We start from the raw sequence: 24,878 nt of genomic DNA, 5'->3' as shown, positions 1-24,878 counted from the left end.
ACAAAATATAGAAAATCTTCTATAAAACCTCACAGTCTATAGCCTCATCAAATATTATGCTTATCTCTAGATAAATACTGTCCGTCTGTAAAAAAAATATCCACCCTTATTTCAATAAATAAGGGTGGATGTTTTGTTCTATTTTCGTTGTTCGTATTATTTTATTTTCAGAGTGATTGCACCACCTATGCCCCAATGACCACCAGCACTCGTGGCAGAGAGATTAGAGCGGATTTTTCCGTTTTCAGATGTATAACCAGCACCAAGAGCAAATGCGGATTGTCCACGCCATGCGCCGCTACCAAATGAGACACTCAAAGATCCCGGCTCGTCAAAGTAACGTAGGTTGGATACTGCTAGACCAACGGCGGCTGCTTGCCTTGCCTCTTTCCGTACGCTCTTAATGTCATAACTTAAAATATTAAACTTCATATCTGTATATCGGTCAGACCGATCAACAGCATCATCAATGGCATTAATAACAATATTATCCACCCGACTATCCGTATATTTTTTTGCATCATCGAGAACAATTTTCATCTGTTGCTGAGTGTAATCATGTAGTTGACCACCATTCACAGCTTCTTTCGAACCTTGTTCAATGCGACCATTGGCAACATTATCAATCATAACAGGTTCACTTTCGTTGCCACCTTTTAGAGTGATCTTATTGGTTTTTTTACCATCAGCATCTTTATCATAGTTAACTGCACCATCAGAAAGATTATTAACCGTGTTCTCAATATTATCAACTCTGTCTTCAATATTGAAAACCGTTTCACCAATATTCGTAACCGTAGTGGAAATATTGTCGACTCTGTTTTCAATATGCTTAATATCTTTTTCAACGCCAGTGATACGTTCGTTGGTTTCCCAAAGCTGTCCACCATTGACTGCATCTTTTGAACCTTCTGCAATTTTACCATCTGCTACATTGATAATCTTACTTGGTTGACCATCATGGCTAGCGTCATAAGCTTTTTTCTGCTCATTCCAATTTAAACCATTGGACGAGACATTGTTTTCAACACTTTGAATACGGTCGTTTATCTTAGACATACTCTCACTTACGCCGTCAAAAGCACTGGCAACGTTATGATAATCCTTCTTTTCACCAGAGCTCCCGTCAGCCTTGAATTGTGCTATCTTGAAAGTAGGAGCAGTCCATTCTCCATTATTATAGCCAGCGCCACCACCAAAATATGCAGCAAGCTGATTACTCATCAAATAAAGTTGCGAACCATTTATAGCATCGGTTGAATTAGCAGAAATATCTCCATTGGCAAGAAACTTAATTTTGCTATTTTCTTTGTCTGCTCCATGCTGTGCTACAAATGCCTGCTCATCACCGTTCCACAACAAGGCGTCCCCTTTGACTTCTTGTGTAATATCATTGATTTGTTGTGTAAAATTATTGACCACATTCGTGAGATGACTATTCACACTCTTCACATTTGCATCGAGACCACTCAAAGCTGAGCCAACATCATGATAATTGGCTTTTGCCACCTGACCATCTTCAACAATAACAGATAAACTATAGTTTGGTCCTTTAAAAGCACCATTTTCGAACGAGGCACCACCACCAAAATAATTTGCTATATCTCCAGATATTTTATTAATTTGGTTCCCATTGATCGCATCATGCGATCCTTGCGCAATTGTGCCATCTTTAACATTATGGAGAGCAACAGGGACTTGGTTATCCATCCCACCTAAAGTTACGCTACCATAATTAACGGTACCGTTTTCTTTATCATAAAGAACTGCAGCAGCACTTGTAAGATTAATATCATTAGAAATCTTCTCTATACTTTTATCAAGCTGGGCTTTGTTAACAGCTTCATTACCATTCACAGCTGCCTTCACACCAGAAATTGTCCTATCGTTGCCTGCATTATTTGCAATATTAATTAGAGAACCTCCTGTTGCCTTACCTATGGTGATAGTACCTTCATTTTCCTCCTGCTTAACGAGGCTATTTTTTGTCGCATTCGTAATCTGATTTTGGATATTCGTGATAGAAGTATCAACAGCATTAAAAGCAGAACCAACATCATTATGAGAATTACCCTGAATTGTGTAAGTTGGTGCTTTACCATTAGATACATCTGCACCACCACCAAAATATTGTGATGTATTTTGAGAAATTGTTGAGAGATGATTCGTAACAGTGATAACATTCTGATTAGTAGCAAAGAGCTGCGAACCATTCACTGCATCGGTTGAATCTTCAGAAATATCTCCATTAGCAAGAAACTTAATTTTGCTATTGGTTTTTTCCTCTCCATGCTGTGCTACAAATGCCTGCTCATCATTGCTCCACAACAAAGCATCCCCTTTGACTTCTTGTGTAATATCATTGATTTGTTGTGTAAAATTATTGACCACATTCGTGAGATGACTATTCACACTCTTCACATTTGCATCGAGACCACTCAAAGCTGAGCCAACATCATGATAATTGGCTTTTGCCACCTGACCATCTTCAACAATAACAGATAAACTATAGTTTGGTCCTTTAAAAGCACCATTTTCGAACGAGGCACCACCACCAAAATAATTTGCTATATCTCCAGATATTTTATTAATTTGGTTCCCATTGATCGCATCATGCGATCCTTGCGCAATTGTGCCATCTTTAACATTATGGAGAGCAACAGGGACTTGGTTATCCATCCCACCTAAAGTTACGCTACCATAATTAACGGTACCGTTTTCTTTATCATAANCGAATCTTCAGCAATTTTCCCATCTTTAACATTATGGAGGGAAACGGGTGCTGTAGTCTTATCACCACCCAAAGTTATGCTATTATAATTAACGGTATCTTTTTCTTTATCATAGAGAACTGCAGCAGCACTTGTAAGATTAATATCATTAGAAATCTTCTCTATACTTTTATCAAGCTGGGCTTTGTTAACAGCTTCATCATTTCGCTCTGCAGCTTTTACACCAGAAATTGTACGAGCTTCACCAGATTTGTTTGCAACATTAATTTCTGTACCCCCCGTTGTCACACCAATGGTAATAGTACCTGCATCTCCTTCCTGCTTAACGAGACTATTTTTTGTCGCATTCGCAATCTGATTTTGGATATTCGTGATAGAAGTATCAACAGCATTAAAAGCAGAACCAACATCATTATGAGAATTACCCTGAATTGTGTAAGTTGGTGCTTTACCATTAGATACATCTGCACCACCACCAAAATATTGTGATGTATTTTGACTTACACTTGCAACGTCCCGATTAACCTGCTCCAACTGCGCAAAATTCACTGCATCATCAGGTTCTTCCCCAGCTGCCACTCCTGTAATCTGCTTATTGCCAGCATCAATACCATCCACAGTTATTTTAGCCCCATCAGCAAACAAAATGCCATCATCACTGATAGAGCTTCTCCCAGCGGTAACTCGTTCCACTGTAATATTATTAGCTAGATCAAATGTTACATTATTGTTTTCCCCACCTTTTGTAATCTTAAGGTTGTCACTTGCAGCCGACAAATCTACAGTATCTTGTACACCAACAGCTTTAGCATTTTTACCTCCAACAGATAGTGTCCAACCTTGGTCTACGTATTTTTGTAATGATTTTAACTGTGCAACATTAACGGCATCAGTGTCGCCACTACCAGCTGCCACTCCTACAATCTGGCGCGTTTTTTTTGATTTAGCATCACCAACACTCACTGCACCTAGCGTACTCGCCCATATCATGTCGTCAGAATCTGAAGGGCCTTTAGTTAAAGAATTATACCCGATAGCGCCAGCAGCAACATCAGCCACAGACTCGCTCCCAAGAGCAACACCCTTATGCTCAGTCGCTCTTGCATCTGAACCAATCGCTATCGAAAGATCTGTTTGAGCTTGAGCACCATAACCTATAGCAATTGCTTTTTGTCCACCTGCAAGTGATTTGTTACCGAATGCAATACTATCAACGCCTTTTGCTTTTGCACGCCCACCAATAGCAATCGTATTGCTTGCTACTGCTTCAGACGCAACCCCTATAGCAATACTTGCTTGTCCACCTGCAAGTGCAGCAATACCAAAAGCTTGTGATCCCCCAAACTTTGCAGTTGCAGCCGCTCCAAATGCTGTTGAATAATGCCCCGTTGCGGAAGATCCACACCCAGTTGCAAAAGAATACACACCATAAGCTTCAGGCAGAACATTTGAAAGACCACCGGTTGCTTTTCCCATATATCCCCCCTTACCGGTCAGACCATCATCAACCCAATTAAGCTGAACCTTCGCCCAGTTAAAAGGACGCTTGCCATTAATCTCTTTATTCATAGAAACTCTTTCATATAGTTCCTCTGCAGTGATTTGGTTATTAGTACCTTGATTGCTTCCACCACGATCAACAACATTAAACACACCACAGTAATCCTTATCGCCAGCTAATACAATACTGCCATGGCTAGCGTATTGATAAGACACGCTAGGACCACTTGTACTTTGAACTTTATCACCTGTTATCGCAAGATTTGCAGCAACCACAGGAGAAACACTCGACAAGAGCGCCGCTATAACTGTTCCCAATGAAACAGCTTTAATCAAATTTGGTGTTGAATATTTTTTCATAATACCCCCTCATAACAATAGATTAAAAACACAAAAAAGGTGTGTTCTAGAGCTTTCTTATTTCCCTTGCGTGTTCCTGCTTTTACAGCGTGTTTTAGGACATAAATAAAATTAAGACGTAAGCTGTTGTTTCTGCAACGCCTTTAGAGGGTAATTAGGGGTAGGTTCGTGAAAGTCAATTTGAGGAAGGTAAAAAAATACTTAATATTAGAATGGATTTCATTTTTCTATCAAAGGTTGTGTGTCGTTTTTAGCTTTGATCTCTTTGAAAAAGGTATAATTTTTGTGCCTATTGATCATCCGCTTAGGCATCAGTTTATTTTTCGTGAATAAGCTCTTTTATTTCATTAGAGGATTTATGAAAGCTTTTTACTAAAATGCCCCATCTATATCCTTACTAATGGTAATGTGTCTCGTTGCTGTATCCTATTTTACAAAAATACTCACTGCTACTTGTTCTTTTATTCCTTTCAGTTGTGAAAAATTCACTGCATCAGTATTGCTAGTTCCTTCTGCAACATTTGTTACTTTTTTACTTGCCGCATTAATATTACCGGTGGTTATTTGCGGGACATCAGTAATTACTAAGCCTGTTGCATCGACTTTTCTTTTCTCTCCTAATGTTATGCTTTTCAATGCTATATCATTAGCCAAACCAAATATGAGCTTATTTTCATCGTCCTTATCTCTTTTAACCCTGAAGTTACTTCCTCCCGATGAAAAATTCATTGTACTATCTAGCACCCATATCTTTAGCTGCCTCACCAGAAATAGACTGTTTCCACTCTTTTTTTCTTACGACTTCTTCTAAATCTTGCAACTGTCTCAGGTTCACCGCATCGGCAGATTTGCTATCAGCTGCTACGCCTATAATTTGTCGCGTTATGTTCTTACTAGGAACACCAATATTTACTGAAACTTTCGTACTTTTCCATTGAGATTAGGTGTTTTTAGCCAGTCCTTGCAGAACAGACGTATCCCCAAAAACGCCAGCAGTCCTACCAGACACAGAGCTGTTCCCGATAGCCCCCCATCAACCATCACTTTAGAATAGGAACCTAAAGCGATACTTCCAACCCCTTTTGCTTTTGAATAGAAGCCCATAGAAATAGCTTCTTGAGCAAATGCTTATGTACGGATGACCAAGAGCAATCGAACCATATTCTAAAGCTTTAGAAACAGCTGCTACTACTGTTGAATAATCACTCTTCGAAAGAGTATAATCATTTTCCCCGTGTTCGCTCTTCTTATTATATTCACTACCTATTGCAATACTGCTTTTCTCTAAAGCGTAAGCCATATTGCCTACAGAAACGCTTCATTCTTTTTCCGTTTGCGCTCCACTACCCTAAAGCAATACTTGTGTTTGGAGTACGTTGCATATCTGTAGAGCGTTGCATTATAAAGCATACGTTTAAAACTATACGAAAATAAAAGCTAAAACTGTCTTCTTTTAATAAAGGGTATATTCGTATTTACATTTCTTGAAGCATTTTAATAAATCAAAATAATAGCAATCAATTTTTTAAATCTTTACCATTAAGGTCTTTTATTCTCAAAAAAAGTTGTCATAGGCTTTTTATATTCGGATTTTATATAATTACGGGTGTTTTATACATTTAGAATAGCTTTAGAGAACTCTGGAAGAAAGTAAAAAATTTGCCCTTTTCTTCAATTAAGAAAAAGGCAAATCAATTTTATGGATTTAGTCGTTTATTAGTTGAGTATCACATTAACCCCTGTACTTATACCCCAGTGACCTCCAGAAGTGGTAATTGACAAGTTGGAACCAATATCACCGTTCTCTGAAGTATAACCTGCACCAAAAGCAAAAGCAGATTGACTACGCCATAAACCACTACCAAATGCGATTGTTAATTTTCCAGGAATATCACTATAGCGTAAACCAGCTACTGCTAAACCAACAGCTGCTGCTTGTCTTGCCTCTTTTCGAACATCCTCAACAGCATAACTTAATGTCGAAAACTTCATATCCGTATACGAATTAGCCTCACTAACTCCATCTTTTACAAGATGAGAAACTTGCTCATCCGTATACTTATTGGCATTTTCAAGCACAAAATCCATCTTATCTTTTAATTGACCGCCATTAATCGCTTCTTTCGAATCCTTTTCAATCTTTCCATCGGCTACATTGGCTATTAATACTGGAGAACTTTCATCTCCACCAACTAAGCTAACTTTATTGGTCTTTTTGCCCGTTTTTTTATCTTTATCGTATTGTACAGATCCCTCCGTAACTTTATTTTCAATATCCTTGACCTGATCTGTAATCATTTGCTGAGTTTCCCAAAGCTGTCCTCCATTCACAGCTTCTTTTGAATCTCTGTCTACCTTGCCATCCTCTACATTGATAATCTTACTTGGACTCTTAACACCCTGAGCATCAACATGAGATGCATCATAGCTTCCTTTTTCTTCATTCCAATTCAGACTATTCGAAGAGGTACCTTTTTCAACTTCTTTTATACGATCGTTGATAGTGCTCATGCTGTCATTAACAACATCAAATGCTTCAGAGACATTATTACGCTCCTCTTTATCACCTTTCGTACCATCCTTATTAAAGACCTGAACGGTGAATTTTGGTCCTTGCCAGTTTCCTTCCTTATCATAACCAGCTCCTCCACCAAAATATGAGGCAAATGTCTGTTGAAGAGTATAAATCTGACCACCATTAATCGCATCAGTCGAATCTTCTGATATCTTTCCTTTCGCAAGGAACGTGATCTTGCTGTTTTCCTTTTTACCTTCTTCCTCATGCTGTGCTACAAACGCACCTGCATCATCACTCCACAACAACGCATTTTGCTCAATGTTGTCTGAAATCTCATTATGAAGATTCTTGAAAACCTTATTTACACCGGCAAACGCGGCTGCAATGCTATCATAATCCTCCTCTACAAAGCTTCCATCTTCTTGGAAAGTCATTATCTTGAAACCTGGAAGGACCCAGCCATCACCATCATACTTAGCATCACCACCAAAATACTTTGCTAGCGACTGATTCAGATCATAAATCTGTCCACCATTAACCGCATCACTCGAGCCTGATACTATAGAGCCAGCCGCAAGTGATGTGATCTTGCTTGCTTTTCTGTCATCACCTTTCCCATGCAGAGCGACAAAAGCTTTGTCACCATCGCTCCAAGATAAAGAATCTTGTGCAACTCCCTCTGAGACCTCCTTAATGCGAGCGTTCACATTCTTGATATTCTCATCAAGCCCTTTAAAGGCAGAACCAACATCGGTATGCGGTTTATCTGTTACTTCACCACCTTTATCAATACTAGATAAATTATAAGTTGGCCCTTTAAAAGCACCATCCTTAAATTCAGCATCTCCACCCAACAATTTTGCTATATCCATTGAAAGAATGTGAACTTGTCCTCCATTGATAACATCCGTTGAGTTTTCCGCAATCGATCCGGCGGCTACATTATGGAGCGCAACAGGTGTAGCATCCTTCCCTTTCCCAAAAGTTACATTTGTATAATCAGTTTGATTATCTGTTGTTTTATCGTAAAGAACAACAGAAGAACTATCCGACAGAAGGGTATCAGAAAGATCCTTCAAACCTTTATCAAATTGTTCTTTGTTCACAGCTTCATTGGCTTTTTCTGCTGCCTTTACACCAGAAAGAGTTCGATCCTTACCACCCTTGTTTGCGATATTGATTTCACTACCTTCTACTCCTTTACCAATGTTGATAACATCTTCATTTTTCGTAACAAGCAAATTACTGATTACATCGCTGATCGCAGTTTGAACCTTTGTGAAAAGTTTACCCACACCTGAAAATGCATCTGATACATTCTTATAGCTTGATTCAGCTTCAGTGCCATCATCATTGATAATTTTGAGCTTAAAATCAGGAACTTTCAATTCCCCATCCTTATATTCAGCGTCATCAGAAAAATATTTTGCAACCTTATCGCCCAGTGAATAAAGTTGAGAACCATTTACGGCATCCATCGATTCTTTCGTAATATCTCCTACAGCAAGCGATGTGATTTTACTTGCCTTTCTGTCATCACCTTCCCCATGCTGAGCAACAAAAGCTTTGTCAGCATCGCTCCAAGATAAAGAATCTTGTGCAACTCCTTCTGAGACTTCCTTAATGCGAGCGTTCACATTCTTGATATTATCATCAAGTCCTTTAAAGGCAGAACCAACATCGGTATGCGGTTTATCTGTTACAACACCTTTTTCATCAATATTCGATAATTTATACTCTGGTACTTTAAAGTTTTTTCCATCAAAGGATACATCTCCACCTAAAATTTTTGATAAATCCCCAGTGATTGTGTAAAGCTGGCCACCATTAACGGCATCTGTCGAGTTTGTGCTAAGATCTCCACCCGCAAGACCTGTTATTTTTTTACCTGCAGCATCAATACCATCCGCTATTACTTTGGGACCATTTTCAATAGTTAAGCCCGTTTTATCTAAAGTGATGTCTTTTAATTTTACACTGTTCAATGTGACATCTTGTGCCAAATCAAATGTTATTTTTTTGTCTTTATTGTCTGTTGTATCACTATTTTTAATCTCAAAGTTTTTGCTTCCAGAAACCAAATTTAATATATCACCCGGCTGAAAGTTTGAAACAGCCTTATCATTAAGAGAAAGTGTCCACCCTTGTGCTACAAATTCTCTTAATTTTTTCAGCTGTGCAATGTTGACGGCATCAGTGTCTGCATAACCCGCTGCCACACCTGTAAGCTGTCGTGTTATCTTATTCGGAGTATCACCAACACTAAAAGCTCCTTGAGTGCTCTTCCATATCACACCATCATCCGTTGACTGGCTCCCTATGGAAGGATCATAGCCAACTGCGGACACTGAGTTACGAGAAACAGATTTATAACCCACAGCAACACCACCCTCAGGAAGTACTTGTACATTTGAACCTAATGCCATACTATTTTTAGCTGTTGCAGCTGAAAGTCCACCTAATGCAATACTATTTTCACCAGATGCATTTGCAAAACCACCTAATGCAATACTATTTTCACCAGATACATTTGCAGAACCACCTAATGCAATACCATTGTTAGCAGTTGCACTTGAAAGCTTACCTATAGCAATACTTTCTTGCCCACCTTTTCCCTCACTGGCAGCAATTGTAATGCTCTCCGTTTCGGCATGCCATTTAAAGACACTACCATCGGTAGCTTTTTTAATCTCATTGTGAAGATTTACATAAGACTTACCCACACCTTCAAAGGCTTTGGCTACATTTGGAAAACTTTCTTCTTCAATCTCATTCGTCTCAGGATTTAAAGTTTTAATTTTGAAATCTGGATTATCCCATTGACCATTCGTAAATTTAACACCACCACCTAAATATCCAGCTATATGGGTAGCTACAACATTCAACTGACTGCCATTTACCGCCTCTTGTGAATCTGCACTAAGATCACCAGATGTAACACCCGTTACCTTTTTATTTCCAGCATCAATACCACCGGTGGTTATTTTCGGACCATTAGTAATTACTAAGCCCGTGGCATCGAAGGTATTTGTACCTGCCTTTACGCTCTTCAGTGCAATGTCTTGAGCCAGATCAAATTTTACTTTATTGTCATCTTCGCCCTTTGTAATATTTAGGTTGCTACTTCCAGCAGAAAAATCTACTCCGCTATTCATAAGAACAGTGGTAGCATTTTTATCTTCAACAGAGAGTTTCCAACCGTTTTGTCTTACAACTTGTTCTAAGTCCTGCAACTGTCTAAGGTTCACTGCATCGGTAACATTAGAACCAGCAGCTACGCCTGTAATTTGTCTGGTTATACCCTTACTATAATCACCAACACTAACTGAGCCCCGCGTACTTTTCCATTGCGCCTCGATGTTTGTTGCAGGACCCTGCAACAAAGAAGTGTAGCCAAACTCACCAGCAGCCCTATCGGATATAGAATTTCTCCCTATAGCAACGCCATCATTCACCGAAACCACAGAATCAACACCTATTGCGACACCTCCCTCTCCCTCTGCTTTAGAATAAAATCCAAGAGAAATAGCATGCTTCCTAAGTGCCTGTGCACGATGACCAACAGCAGTTGAACCATACTCCAAAGCCTTAGAAACAGCCCCCACAGCGGTTGTATAATCGCCCTTCGCGGTTGTATAATCGCCCTCTTCCGACTCATGATATTCCGAACCTATTGCAACACTGCTTAGGCCCACAGCATGAGCCATGTAACCTATAGCAATAGTATCCTTGTCTGATGTCTGAGCTTTATAGCCTATAGCAATACCTCTTTCCCCATTTACAGATGCATCAGCACCTAAAACAACAGTGTCATCCGCTCGCGTATCTCGTTGCATCCCAATGCTGCGTTGCATTGACGCGATGCGATCTTTTCGCGAAAAATCAGATGCATCAATAGTCACTGTATCCTGTCCACTTTGAGTGAAAGATTGAGTTGTAGAGCTACTGTCCATAAAAAACTGTGGATCGACGATAAATTTCTTATATTGGTTTTCTGGACTTAATGTGTTGTTTGATAACTTATTGCCATCGATTTTTAAAGTATTCGCAATAGAATTATCATCACCTACCCCAATAAGGGTTCTGGTTAAAAAATTTTTGTAGCCGCTTAAAGCATTAACTTGAGATGTCCGTGCTGTAGTCAATATTCCTATATAATTATTTTTTGATCCATTGAAAGAACCCAAATTACTTCTAGATTCATCGTAACCAGAGATAACACTTTGTGGATATATCCCAGCAGTGTTCCTTATGTTTGCAGAAATTTCTTCTCCTGCATCAAGATCATTCGAAAAAACAGGGGAAATACTGGCTAAAAGCGCAGCTATTGAAGTTAAGGATAGGACTTTAATAAAAGGAAAACGAGAAAATTTTAAATCGCTCGCTGCTAATTTTGTATATAATTTTTTCATAGTGAACTCCCCAATGAAAGAAATAACTATAAACACAAAAAAGACACATTTAAACGCTATAATGCCCTCTAAAATTGGTTTTTCTAAACGTATTCAAAAATTTAGTACCTGACTGAAAAGATAGAGAAGTTGTGTTTTAGGTTTTATGGTTAATGCGTTCTGCTCTTTTACATTTCCTAAGAAAGTAAATTTTTTTGTGGTGATTGGTTTTTTTTAACCTTTAAACTTATTGGTTGTTTTTTGCAAGGGGTAGAGTTAATTTAGCATATTGTTTTATAGCTTCTTCCAGTAAAGTTGAAATACATTTGAATGGAGATTTTTGTCTTAGTAGAAAGTTTTTTAATAGATTTGTAGAGAGCAAAAGGTTTTTTTATCTGTAGAGTGCTACAGATTTTTCAGATTTAAAAATTAAAGAAGAAAATAATAAACTTATAATTTATGAAAAAACTCACTATCTTATTTTGAAATAAGAAGTTCATTTTGTTGAAAGCGTCCGGTCTTTCTGTTTTTTAAACCTGTATTTATCGTTAGCGCTTATCAATTTATATATATGTATTTTTACATACGTAACAACAATTCACCCCTGCCTCATGAGACAGGGGTGAAAAGGAATTTTTATGTATTTTGTTTATTATCAATTCAATGTCATATTGAATCCCGCACCTACACCCCAGTGACCTCCAGAAGTTGTTGCGGATATGTTAGAGCGGTATTTTCCATTTTCTGAGGTGTAACCTGCACCAAAGGCAAATGCAGACTGACTACGCCATAAACCAGTACCAAATCCAACGCTTAATTTTCCAGGTGTATCATTGTAGCGTAAGTTAGACACTGCAAGACCAATAGCCGCTGCTTGTCTTGCCTCTTTTTTCACACTCTCAATACTATAGTTTAAAATATCAAACTTCATATCTGTATATTGCTTAGCCCGATCAACAGCATCATCAATCGCATCAATCACAATATTATTAACCCGTTGATCTGTATACTGCTTGGATTCATCAAGAATAATCTTCATCTGTTCTTTAGTATAATCATGAAGTTGACCACCATTTACAGCCTCTTTCGAGCCTTTTTCAATTTTACCATCAGCTACATTATCAATCAGAACAGGCTCACTGGCATCCCCCCCCGCTAATGTGATTTTATTGGTTTTTTTGCCGTTTTCATCTCTATCATAACGAACAGCATCCTCTTCAATGCCGTCAACTCTATTATTGATGTTATCAACTTTGGCATCAATATTGATAACTGTATCACCAATATCAGCAATCGTATTGGAAATGGTATCAACTCTGTTGGTAAGATGTTTCACATCTTTTTCGACACCAGTAACACGTTCATTGGTTTCCCAAAGTTGCCCACCATTGACGGCATCTTTCGAGCCTTTTTCAACTTTACCATCAGCTACATTGATAATTTTATTCGGCTTTCCATCGCGACCAGCATCATAGGCTTTTTCTTTATCATTCCACTTTAAGGCATCTGAATCGACCTTGTTGATGACATCATCAATACGGTTATTAATATTTGACATATTTTTATTGACGTCACCAAAAGCATCAGCAACATTATGGTGCTCTGTCTCAACAGTCGTACCATCAGCATTGACTTGAACAATCTTAAAAGTAGGATCTGTCCATTTGCCATTCTCATATTTGGCACCGCCACCGAAATAATTCGCAAGTTGGTTATTCGTGGAATAAAGTTGGTTACCTGTAATGGCATCTGTTGAACCTTGAGCAATCTCACCATCTAAAAGATACTTCAATTTGCTGTTTGTTTTCTTACCATCTTTTTCATGACGTGCAACGAATGCTTCTTCCTCATCATCCCACAGTAAAGCATCTTTAGAGAAATCTTCAATTTTCTGGTTAAACTCATTGGATACATTCGTTAAACGTTGATTCACATCTTGAACATTTTTATCAAGACCTGTTAAAGCATCACCAACATTGTAAAAATTAGCCTTCCCTACTTCACCACCTACAATAGCGGATAAAGTATATTTCAGCCCTTCAAAAGCACCGTTAATGAACTTTGCACCACCACCAAAAAACTTTGCAATATCTGCTGATATTTTATTAATCTGACTACCATTGATTGCATCGTTGGAATTTTCAGAAATGCTACCATCTTTTACGTTATGAAGAGCAACTGGTCCGTTGTTCTTATCGCCGCCCAAAGTTACACTACCATAATTAACACTATTATCGTCATTCTTATCATAGAGAACCGCAGCAGCAGTTACTGTCTCAATATCTTTAGAAATCTTATCTATGCTTTTATCAAGTTGGTCTTTGTTAACAGCTTCATCACCCTTCTCTGCCTCCCGCACGCCAGAAATTTTACGTCCTGAACCACCAACACCTGCAATATTGATCTCAGTACCAGCGGTATCCTTACCAATAGTAATAATACCTGATGCACCTCCATCTTGCTTAACAAGACTATTTTTTACCACTTCGGAAATCTTATTATCAATATTTGTGATAGAAGTATTAACACCTGTAAACGCTTCCGTAACATTATGATAGGTCTCCCCCTGAATAAGGAAAGCTGGTTCTATACCGTTCAATACATCTGCACTACCACCAAAATATTTCGATGTATTTTGAGCGACTGTTTTAAGATTATCAGTAACAGTTGTAACCTTCTCATTCGTAGCAAAAAGCTGTGAACCATTTACCGCTTGCGTTGATGTTTGAGAAAGTTCTCCATCTTTTACACCGGAAAGTGTTCTTTCTTGCTTATCTTTATTTACAAGGCTGATTTCAGTACCACCGGTTGCTTTACCCACAGTAATAAGACCATCTTCTCCCTCCTGCTTTACAAGGCTATTTTCTGTTACATTGTTAATCTGATTATAAATATCTGTGATAGAATTATCGACACCCTCAAAAGCATCAGCGACATTATGATGCGTTTTCTCAACAATAGTGCCATCCTCATTACGCTGAGAAATTTTGAAAGTAGGCTCTATCCACTCTCCATCTTCATAACTAGCGCCACCACCAAAATAATTCGCAATCTTATTGCCCATCTTATAAAGTTGAGAACCATTTATTGCATCTGTTGAATCTTCTGAAATATCACCATCCGCAAGGAATTTAATCTTACTATCTGTCTTCTGTCCATTTGGTCCACGCAGTGCGACAAACGCTTTTTCCTCTTCACTCCAAAGTAACGCGTCTTGAGAAAATTTATCAAATTTATCATCAAATTTCTTGTCTACATATTGTATATGTTTATTCACATTCTTGACATTTACATCAAGTCCTTCAAGAGCCTCACCAACATTGTCAAATGTTTTCTGTACTACTGTACCATCTGCAGAAACGGTAGATAAATTATATTGTGGTCCAACAAAAACACCATTTTCAAACGAGGTATTACCACCAAAGAATTTTGCAACATCTCCAGCTATTGTATTAATTTGACTACCATTTACAGCTTCCATGGAGTCTTTGGAAATTTCACCATTTTTTACACCTGCAATGGTTCGCTCTCCCTCAGTACCTGTAATATCAATTTTCGTACCGCCTTTTTCAGCACCAATAGTGATAAGCTTCTGATCTTCTTTCCATTTAACAAGACTATTTTCTGTTACATTATTAATCTGACTATAAATATCTGTGATAGAAGTATCAATAGCAGCGAAAGCATCCGTTACATTGTCGTGTTTTGTATTCTGAACCATAAAAGTTGGTTTGATACCATTAAGTATATCTGTCTCCTCACCACCAAAAAAATCCACTATATTAGTAATATAATTAAACAGTTGATGGCCATTTATTGCTTCTGTTGAATCGGAACTGACTTTTCCAACTGCAACGCCAGAAATAATTCGATCTCTGCCTTCAGAGTTCGCAATATTGATTTCGATACCTTCTTTTTCAGCACCAATGGTAATATTTTTTTTACTTTTACTCCATTTAACAAGACTATTGTCTTCTATCTCAAACTTCATTTTATATAATTGTGAAAGATTAACAGCATCATGCTCATTGCTACCATCTGCGACTCCTGTAATTTTTGTATTGGCGGCATGAATACCACCCTTGGTCATTCTTGGGCCATCTTTGATCATGAAACCGGCATTACTCATTCTGCTGTCCCCTGTTTCTACACGACCAACTTTAATATATTCGTTTAAATCAAACTTTACTTCATTGTTATCACCTTTGGTAATTTTTATATTTGTGTTCTCACTCTCATTATTATCATCGTCTTTATGCTTAACTGCAACAAACTTTACTGTACTTCCTGCTTCAACATCTGTAGCTTCTTCATCTTCAACAGCAAGTTTCCAGCCCGTTTCCATCCCCGCTGTAAAGTCTTTCAGCTGTTTATAATTTACTGCATCAGTATCATCAGTACCAGCTTTCACTTTTGTAATCTTTTTGCCACCAGCATCAATACCTTTCATAGTTATGCTTGGACCACCATCAACAAACTTAAAGCCATCGTTGCTCATAATGCTGTTGCCTGTCGTGACACTCGTGAGCTTAAGAGTATCATTCAAAGAAAATGTAACTTTATTACTGTCTTTTGCAATTTTTATATTTTTGCTACCATCTTCATTTTCACCAGCAACAAAATCTACTGTACTCCCAGCTTTAACATCTGTAGCATTGTTACCATCAACAGAAAGTTTCCAGCCATTTTCTGCAAGTGTCCTTACCTCTTTCAGCTGTTCATAATTTACAGCATCAGTATTGCCTTCTGCCTTAGCTACTCCTGTAATTTTTTTATCACCAGCATTAATACCATTCAAAGTTATGCTTGGTCCATTACCATCAATAAACTTAAAGCCCTCATCACTCATAATGCTGTTGCCTGTCGTGACACTCGTAAGCTTAAGGTTATCATTCAAAGAAAATGTAACTTTATTACTGTCTTTTGCAATTTTTATATTTTTGCTTCCGTCCTCACCCGCATCCGCAACAAGATCTACTGTACTCCCAGCTTTAACATCTGTAGCATTGTTCCCATCAACAGAAAGTTTCCAGCCTGCTTCAGCAAGTGTTCTTACCTCTGTCAACTGCTTATAATTTACAGCATCAGTATCTTCTTCCCCTGCCGCTACTCCTTTAATCGTTTTATCACCAGCATGAATACCATTAACAGTTATGCTCGGCCCCTCATCACCGTCAAATCTAAAGCCAGCAGCATCCATAATGCTGTCTCCTGCTGTGACAGTCATTACCTGAATATCATCAGCTAGATCAAATGTGACATTGTGATCATTATCTTTTTCGATCTTGATATTTTTTGTACCTTTATTGTCAACTGACTGAAAATTTACTGTACCATTTGGACCTATAGCCGTAGCATTTCCACCGTTAACAGCAAGCTGCCAACTCGTTTTGTTCGCGTTTTTCACCTCTTGCAACTGTTTATAATTCACTGCATCGTTAGGTTCAGACCCATCTGCTACGTTTGTGATCTTTTGCTTGGCTGCATCAATACCATCAATAGTCATGCTTGGACCATCATTACCATTAATAAAAAAGCCGTCTACAGTCATGCGTGAACCGCTTTCACCGTTAACAAAAAAGCCATCATCACTCATCGTGCTTTGGCCTGTGGTGACTTGCGTCAATTTAAGATGATCATTTAAAGTAAATTCAATTTTATGCTTATTATCTGCAGTGTTTTTTGCAATCTTTAAGTTGTCTTTTCCCGCTTCTTTTTCACTTTTCACTGAAAAATCTACAGTATTGCCTGAATTCACATCTGTCGGATCGGTATCGTTAGCAGAAAGTTTCCACCCCCCTCCCCCTGCTATGATATCTTTCATAGCTTTTAGTTGCGCCACGTTTACCGCATCAGTATCTTCACTTCCAGCTGCAACCCCTGTAATTTGTCGTGTTAGCGTACCCTTACCAAGACCGCCAACTTCACCAACGCTAAAAGCGCCTGTGGTGCTCTTCCATGCTATACTGGTTTTTGTTGTCCCTTTACCTGTTGCAGGATCATAACCAGCAACCCCCTTCTCTCTATCAGAGATAGCCCCACCACCTACAGCAACACCATCTCTAACAAGCACTTGCGAATTTACACCAATGGCAACCGAATCTTCTTTTTCAGCATAAGCTTGCGTACCTATAGCAATCGCATTTTCAGCATTCGCGATTACTTTTCTGTTAGGATCATTTTCTTCGGTTCTGTCAGAGCGCCTGCCCCCTATTGCAATAGCACCTGAAGCTTTAGCTTCAGCATCTGTACCTATAGCAATCGTATAACTCTTTTCTGCCTTTACCTTTGTACCTAAAGCAATGCTATTTGTACCTAATGCAGTTGCAAGCCCTCCAATAGAAACTGAAGATTTGCCCGATGCTTCTGAGCCTACACCCATAGCAACACTTGCTATACCACTTGCAAGTGCGGAAACACCAAAAGCTTGTGCACCCCCTGCCTTTGCTGTCGCACCTGCACCAAATACGGTTGAATAATTACCCGTCGCTGCAGATCCACAACCCGTTGCAAAAGAATAAACACCGTAAGCCTCAGGCATAGCATTAATGATACCACGAGTAAGTCCCCCCATATAACCTTTAGTGGGATCACTTAATGTCCCATCACCAGTCCAAGTAACCTTTTCAGTGGTCGTGCCATAAGGTTTACGACCATTAAAAACTTTCTCACCAATAAATCGCTCATATTGTTCTTGTGCGGTTATTCGTTGACTTTCACCAACTCTCTCTTGTTGTTTGCCGCCACGACCAATAACGTTGTCTGCACCACAGTAGTCATCATCACCAGCCAACACAACACTACCATGACTACCGTGTAGATATGCAACACCAGTACCAGGTGTACTTTGACTCGTCCCTCCTACTATCGCAAGATTAGCAGCAAAAACAGGAGAAACACTCGATAAGAGTGTGGCCATTACCGTACTAAGAGAGACAACTTTAATTAAATTTGGTGTGGAATATTTTTTTTCTCATAAGAATCTCCTCCTACAGAGTTCAACATCATCACAACGCGCGAAAACACACATGGCAAAACCCTTAGTTTGCGCACTTCAAAAACCAATAAATCAAGACAAAACTCCCCCCTACGATACCGATACTTATCCGGCATCGACCTAAAATCTCTGCAACAACATCGAATCTAGAAAAGTCCCCAACCCTTTTAGCTAGAGGGATTCAAGCTAAAAAATAAATAAAAACACAAAACTTTGAAAATATACTGTTATCTCCATTCAAAAATACTGCGATTTATCTCTTAACAAAAATAGTTTCACTAAAGAGCAATTCTACTTTTCAAATAAAGCGCATCAGAAGAATGGCAAGAGTGTAAAAATTATTTTTTATAAATTTATAAAAATACTTCTCAATAAACTAGCTGTTCTTATAAGCACAAATTTATGATTTTTTAACTTATAGCATAATGTAATAATGACGATTATCATGATAATCTCACTTTTTGTTGCGAGGTAAACTGTTTCAATATATTATACATCTCTTTGAAAGAAATCTGTCTTAAATATAATGATGCACGCTCTGTAAAAAGTTTTAACGTGCTCATCTTATCATCTTCATAAAAAGACAAAAGCGCGCCTATAAATAGTCTTTCGTTCTTCTCTCTTATATATCTGTTACCCTTCTATAGGAACAAAACATCGTCATTGTATTTTCACTATTGTATAAATTTTTTAATATCACAAACCGAAAAGAAGCTGTTTTCTAAACTCTTTCCTCTCACAGAACCCACTGTATTTTCACTGTTGTCCGTATCTTTTCTTCAACCAACAAATATTTCAGGAATGGCACTATATTAGCTTCTTTTTGAAGAAATTTTGTTTGTATTGCTACCCGTCGTTCTTTTTATGAACCGTTTTATTTTTAATCAGAACAGTCTATTGATTTATAATGATAGTTTCTCGTTTTTCAGATCGAATAAGAGACTCGAAGATCGTGAGATCTTCACATTCCAAACTTGGTTATACAGCAGAAAATCAAAAAAGTTTTATTTTTTTTAAAGGCTGTTCATTCGTATCTTATGAAATTTCTAGATGTGCTTTTCAGTTTCGATTTTACGCTTTAAATGTAATTTTAAAAGTGGCAAAGTGGCTTCGACTTCTTCTATATCATTGAGGTTTTGAATAAGCTCTTGCAATCTTCCATAAAGCTCTGCTGCTAATTCCGCAACATCTTCAGGAGAAAGTGTTATTTTTGCATCATGATAGGTCGTATAAACTAAATGTCCCAGCTTTTTCATCAGCCCAGTAGGAATCGCCTGCGGTTTAAAACCAGCTGCTTTCGCCTTTGCCATATCTGAAAACATATCACCATTTCCCGTTACTAGCCAATCTAATGAAACACCACAAATTTCTTGATATTTGGAGAGCGCAGAGGCTGTAGGCTCACTTATACCAGTTTCATAAGTTCCTATAGAGCCAGCAGTGATACCAAGATGTTCAGCAAACTGCTTACGCTCTGTAAAACCAAGAGCGTGACGCACTTTACGAAAACGTTTTGCCAACTCAGTTTTAGGTTTTGCTTCCGGACGAGCCAAAAAAAACACTCCAAAATCAATATAATTGTTGACTAAATAATTATATTGATTTATATCTATCATTACTGCCCCTTAAGAAGAGCAGTTATCACATACATAACCCCACAAAAACGGATGTTACAGCATCCATTTAAGCAGGAGCGAAAATTATGACAATTACAAAAAATGCAATCGCCGTGGTATTTTTCTGAGCTGCGCCCCTGTAATATAACCTTGGAAAAACTCAAGCCTATCAGAGGCTATTTTCCAGAGTCAAAAACATTTGGACACAGGCCAATGAAAAAACTAAATGCGCCACTGCCAACTCTATCAGTTTGCATGCCAAGCCAATTCTTGCCAACTGCTTTCTCAAAAGTTGCAGTCATATTCTTTCAAAAGCAAAAAGCCTAATACGATTCTCTTCATTTCATGCTGTGTAATATACCACTGAAATCTTATTACAAAAATATGCTAATGTATTTCCCATAGGTTTTTATAAGGTAAAAAGTTTATCAATGTCTAAAAATCAATATAAAATAGGCGAAATAATTGGTATTCTACAAAAAATGAGATTATCACTCGTTATTAAAAAGTTAGACGTTTACAAACCCTGTTTGCTTATTTTATATATTAATAGCACTGATTTAGCTGTAACTGGCAATAGAGATTTCAGGGTGTTTGGTTTATCGTCAGAATACTCTTCCTCTACGCATATTAAAAGCCTTTTGGCAATGTATTTTAAATGCTATAAATTCTATAGCAAACACATTGCCATCCATATTTACAATTGGGCGCTTCAAAATCTTGGAGTAATAAAATCTTTAATAGGCTTTGATTTAAAAGCGCGTATTTTGCAGAAAATTGACAAAACCATGAGGTTCGTATACATGGCAATTTTAAGTGATGATAGTGGAGTGATACTTAAAAAAGCTGCATGGAAACCCGCAACGTTGAGGAATTAAGCATGACCTCTTTATGCGATAAAGAATTATCTGATACACTGGTTGGTCTTTATGACGACTATCAACGCGGTTTCGACATTGGAGAAGAGCTTAAACTGTGCGTGGATTTGGCGTTATCTCTTGAATTGGAACTCAGTATTCACCGTTTAAGTGAAACAGATGCTGTTTTAAAAAAAGAGATTGTGCAAACCTTGCATCGTCGTAGAAATACTCATTCCAATGAAGATGAAATTGATACAATTTTTCATATGGATTTTGAAAAACAAAAATAATACAATACTCTCCCCATATGATACGATATTACCTCATCGCTTTACTTTCTGCTACGCTTAAACAAAAAACTTTCAAGAAGATTTAAAGTGTTACGTTTTCGTCTTCTTAACAACAGTGAGATGAATTAAAGAAACGCATCAATTCTTTTAGATCATTATCAAAAAATAGAGAGTATTCTCTAGCATACATCAATTTATGCTTTGTTCATTAAGCACCAACTTTTACATTTTCTCAACTCTCCTTTAAAAGCAAAATATGAAATGTGCTGCAGCGTAAATGTTTAAAAATAGCGTATATTGACCACTCTTAAACGTAATTTATTGTTTTTCATGTTTATAAAACAGCACTATGAGTATTCCAACAAACGCAACAATGCTTTGAAAAAAATATATCGATTGAGGTGATATGTTACTGTTATCGCTTGCCATGATGAGATAGACTCCGAGGATCAAGCATCCAGAGATACCATTAAAACTTGCCTGCAATCTTCCTTGGTATTCAGGATCACAAGAGAGTTGTGATAAAGAAATCGAAAGAGCCCAACTCGAAAGTCCAAATCCAATCATAAAGTAAACAGGAAAAACAACAAAATTGTGTGTATTAACAGATAAAATAGCGAGGCCAATAGCCATAAAAGCTAATAAAATGGCTAATGTTTTCCTGATAGATAAAACTTTACAAAGAAGTGGTGAAAAAAACGCACCTGTCAATACACCCATAGAATAAAGCACCTCAAATATTGCAAAGGTCCTGTTATCCGCATGTAAAACCTCTTGTATATAAGGAACGAGAATAACAGGAATGGTCATCAAAAGAGTCATAATAATCATCTGGCTTATATAAGGTACAAAAAGAGCCGGATTCTGTTTAAAATAATGAAGGGATGCTGTATAATTTTCCCACCAATTTTGCTGGTTTTGTTTTTTAGATCTTCGGTTTTTAGGTACCTTCATTGCAAAATTAAATAAACCAGCAATGATAAAGAATATACCACCTATTAGAAGAGTTCCTTTTGTTCCTGCATAGGACAGTATAAATCCACTTAAGCCCATACCTACGATAGTGCCAAGTTCATAAACCATATCGATGGTTGCATTTGCATTGATGAGCTGTTCCTTCAGCACAATACTTTGAATTAAAGAAATAGCTGATGGCATATAAAAAGGAATAAAAATACCCAAAAGAGCAGATAAGACCATCAATTCAATTTCTATACCAAAATGCCAAAGCATTACCCAGCCCACGATTACCAAACCTCTCACAAGATTTGAAATAATAATCTGCGTTTTACGGTTATATTTATCTGCCAATATGCCAAAAATAGGCGCAAAAATAATGCCAGGCGTCCAAAGAAAAAGCATCATCAACGCTACACCACGGATTGAGCCCGTCTGATTGTAAGCGATCCATGACAATGTAATATAATTTAGTCCACTTCCAAATGTAGCAAATAAGCCGCTCAAAGTAAAATAGAGAAAAGTTCTATTTTCAAATAAAGCAATGCGTTCCTTCAAATTTGAAGTGAACATAAATTATCCTCTAAAATGAATACCAGTCGATATGCATGATACATCCTGTTTAAAAACAGGCATTCTTACAATTTTTATTTTAGATCATTAAATTTAAGAAAGCAAAATTTCTTTTTTGAGGCTTTTACAATCTTTGTGCTGTTTTATGATTAATTCTTCTATGAAAACGGAACATTTATGGACAAAAACAAAATTAATATTTTATGTGCGTTTTATTCAGAAGCTACACCTTTATACATATGTGAAACAATTTTACGGTATGGAAGCTTCACTCACATTATTGTCCTTATTATTCTGTGCACTAAAATATGCTCGAGTATATTCCTCCATGTCGTTCTTCTATCACCACACTTCGTCTCTAAAAGAATAAACATACTATTATCTTCACAATAAATACTGCTAACTTTTCTACTCCCCTTCTCTAAATCTTTTAAAACAAGCCCATTACAGTTAGTTTTCTAATTAAAATATATAACGTGATATTTTTCCTGAGCAGTTAAATTATTGCAATCACATCTCTAAAGTTTCAGATTTAGAGTACGAATACATAAAGGAGGATCTATCGTGGATAAATTGATTAATAAATGATTTTATTCATAATCAAAAACAAACCTTATCTATATGATGTCGTATTTGATGATGAATTAAAGAAACAGAAGCAGTTCCATCAATTGTTATAAACCGCTCATCTATTTCTGATAAAACTTTGTATACTTTGTAAACTTTTTCAATAAAAGAGAGTTTTTCTTCGTATTTTAAGTTTAAACCATCCCTTTTCTGCAACCGTTCCAGTATAGTAATGGGCGGTAAATGAAGATAAAATGTAATATGAGGTCTTGGAATAGATTGATTTAATTTAACGACACTTTCAACAGAAAGCTCTCGAGCATAAAAATAAGCAAGACTAGAATAAACATATCGATCGCTAATTAATAAATTTTGCAATGACGTTAAGGAAGGTTCAATAATTTCAAGCGTATGTTTGCGTCTATCTGTCGCTGCTAAAAGTGCTAAAAGCAACGGATCAATTGCTTTTCCAGTATCTAAGTAATCTCTAATTTCTGGATTATTTCTATACCAATAACTGGGTTGAAAAGTTTGTATTATATGTTTTTCTGTTGAGTAATGGCGAGCAATTTCTTTGAAGACCGCATGGAGTTATAAACTTTTTTATCAAGATACATTTTGTCTATATACTTTCCATAAGTTAAATTGTTTTATATCTGAAATCTCTTAATGTTTAATAAGGTGTTTTTTAACTCGTCTCTAAACAGAAAAACACAATACTCCCGCATTTTGTATAACTTATTAACTTTATGATAAATGGCGGTATATAGACTTAGTTTTAAGATAATGTTATATTTTAGACAACTTAAAATGAGATTAAGTATTTGTAAAAAATATATTTTTTTGTTCACACTCCATAACCTGTCATTTTTTGACGAATTCTAGTAGAGTTTCTGAGGATTACTCCTATAGCGTCGTGTAAGTGTATAGAAATGAGTTCGATCTCAGTATATTATTGTCCCTTAAGAGCTGCTACTAGATTGCGCTCCATAGGAAGATAATGAAATCAACTCTATCTTTTCTCAAACCACTGCCCTCGCTATAAGCATTTGATATCCGATCCCGTCAAAAAGCAGCAGAGCAATTCTTGGAAAACATCGCTGAGATATTGAAATATGCCTAGCAAAAGCGTTTGAATCAAATGTTTCACTATATTTTTCGGTATATTCATAAACTGAAACTAAGAATATTATAATAAGACCTCAAACAACGACGACGCCCAAATCAGCCGTAATAAAGCCTCCTAAAACTGAACCAATAATACCTTCTCCCTATAAAAAGACTACTATGTAAAGGCTTTAATACAATACCTTAGCGCTAATGCCATAAATGTTTCTGATAGATAACGAAGTTTATTGTCACAACAACATCTAACAACGGTCAATAGAAAAACCTAAACCTTGAGTATAAATGGAGGAAATCTTAAGAGTGCAAACACAGCCCTCCCAAGAACATAGCTATACTGGTCATTTAGCGAAGAAACTCCTCATTGGAAAAGCACCTCACAAGAGATACAG

The 24,878-nt window shown here is 37.2% G+C and carries 8 protein-coding genes and 1 pseudogene; 2 read left to right on the top strand and 7 right to left on the bottom strand.

Annotated features, from left to right (window positions below; translation table 11 throughout):
• Positions 1–156: 156 nt before the first annotated feature.
• The 5 genes and pseudogenes from ACFIMS_RS09990 to ACFIMS_RS08140 form a co-directional block, all read right to left on the bottom strand.
• Positions 157–4,592 (bottom strand): annotated as a pseudogene (locus tag ACFIMS_RS09990) (Vomp family autotransporter).
• 426 nt (positions 4,593–5,018) lie between these two features.
• Complete coding sequence (locus ACFIMS_RS08155) at positions 5,019–5,321, bottom strand: hypothetical protein (protein ID WP_375611461.1); 303 nt, start codon at positions 5,319–5,321, stop codon at positions 5,019–5,021.
• A gap of 987 nt (positions 5,322–6,308) precedes the next feature.
• Positions 6,309–11,522 (bottom strand): YadA-like family protein, encoded by a 5,214-nt coding sequence (locus tag ACFIMS_RS08150; protein ID WP_375696600.1) that lies wholly within the window; start codon positions 11,520–11,522, stop codon positions 6,309–6,311.
• A 634-nt stretch (positions 11,523–12,156) separates the two neighbouring features.
• On the bottom strand, positions 12,157–18,420 hold the full coding sequence (locus tag ACFIMS_RS08145; protein ID WP_375696599.1) for a Vomp family autotransporter: 6,264 nt from the start codon (positions 18,418–18,420) through the stop codon (positions 12,157–12,159).
• A 1,124-nt stretch (positions 18,421–19,544) separates the two neighbouring features.
• A complete protein-coding gene (locus ACFIMS_RS08140) occupies positions 19,545–20,051 on the bottom strand; it encodes a helix-turn-helix domain-containing protein (protein WP_375696603.1) in 507 nt (168 codons plus the stop codon).
• Positions 20,052–20,545: 494 nt separating this feature from the next.
• On the opposite strand from ACFIMS_RS08140, the gene ACFIMS_RS08135 reads away from it, so the two are divergent.
• Both ACFIMS_RS08135 and ACFIMS_RS08130 read left to right on the top strand, forming a co-directional pair.
• Positions 20,546–20,992 (top strand): hypothetical protein, encoded by a 447-nt coding sequence (locus ACFIMS_RS08135; RefSeq protein ID WP_375638175.1) that lies wholly within the window; start codon positions 20,546–20,548, stop codon positions 20,990–20,992.
• A 2-nt stretch (positions 20,993–20,994) separates the two neighbouring features.
• Positions 20,995–21,264 carry a hypothetical protein gene (locus ACFIMS_RS08130; protein ID WP_012754562.1) on the top strand — a complete coding sequence of 90 codons (270 nt, stop codon included), beginning with the start codon at positions 20,995–20,997 and terminating at the stop codon, positions 21,262–21,264.
• Positions 21,265–21,582: 318 nt separating this feature from the next.
• Here the strand turns inward: ACFIMS_RS08130 and ACFIMS_RS08125 are convergent, their stop codons facing one another.
• Both ACFIMS_RS08125 and tmk read right to left on the bottom strand, forming a co-directional pair.
• On the bottom strand, positions 21,583–22,794 hold the full coding sequence (locus ACFIMS_RS08125) for an MFS transporter (RefSeq protein ID WP_375638174.1): 1,212 nt from the start codon (positions 22,792–22,794) through the stop codon (positions 21,583–21,585).
• A gap of 600 nt (positions 22,795–23,394) precedes the next feature.
• Positions 23,395–23,853: a dTMP kinase gene (gene tmk, locus ACFIMS_RS08120; protein ID WP_375696602.1), complete on the bottom strand. Its 459-nt coding sequence runs from the start codon at positions 23,851–23,853 to the stop codon at positions 23,395–23,397.
• Positions 23,854–24,878 lie beyond the last annotated feature (1,025 nt).

The organism is Bartonella sp. AP331QHHD (genome assembly GCF_042195905.1).
GTDB lineage: Bacteria > Pseudomonadota > Alphaproteobacteria > Rhizobiales > Rhizobiaceae > Bartonella.
Note: the sequence above shows the minus strand (reverse complement) of the source record. Positions and strands in the feature narration are given on the sequence as shown.

Excerpts from the sequence above, each read along its gene's own strand:
- ACFIMS_RS08155 (WP_375611461.1), bottom strand. The coding sequence starts at position 5,321 with ATGAATTTTTCATCGGGAGGAAGTAACTTCAGGGTTAAAAGAGATAAG.
- ACFIMS_RS08125 (WP_375638174.1), bottom strand. The coding sequence starts at position 22,794 with ATGTTCACTTCAAATTTGAAGGAACGCATTGCTTTATTTGAAAATAGA.
- ACFIMS_RS08145 (WP_375696599.1), bottom strand. The coding sequence starts at position 18,420 with ATGGCCACACTCTTATCGAGTGTTTCTCCTGTTTTTGCTGCTAATCTT.
- ACFIMS_RS08135 (WP_375638175.1), top strand. The coding sequence starts at position 20,546 with ATGTCTAAAAATCAATATAAAATAGGCGAAATAATTGGTATTCTACAA.
- ACFIMS_RS08130 (WP_012754562.1), top strand. The coding sequence starts at position 20,995 with ATGACCTCTTTATGCGATAAAGAATTATCTGATACACTGGTTGGTCTT.
- ACFIMS_RS08150 (WP_375696600.1), bottom strand. The coding sequence starts at position 11,522 with ATGAAAAAATTATATACAAAATTAGCAGCGAGCGATTTAAAATTTTCT.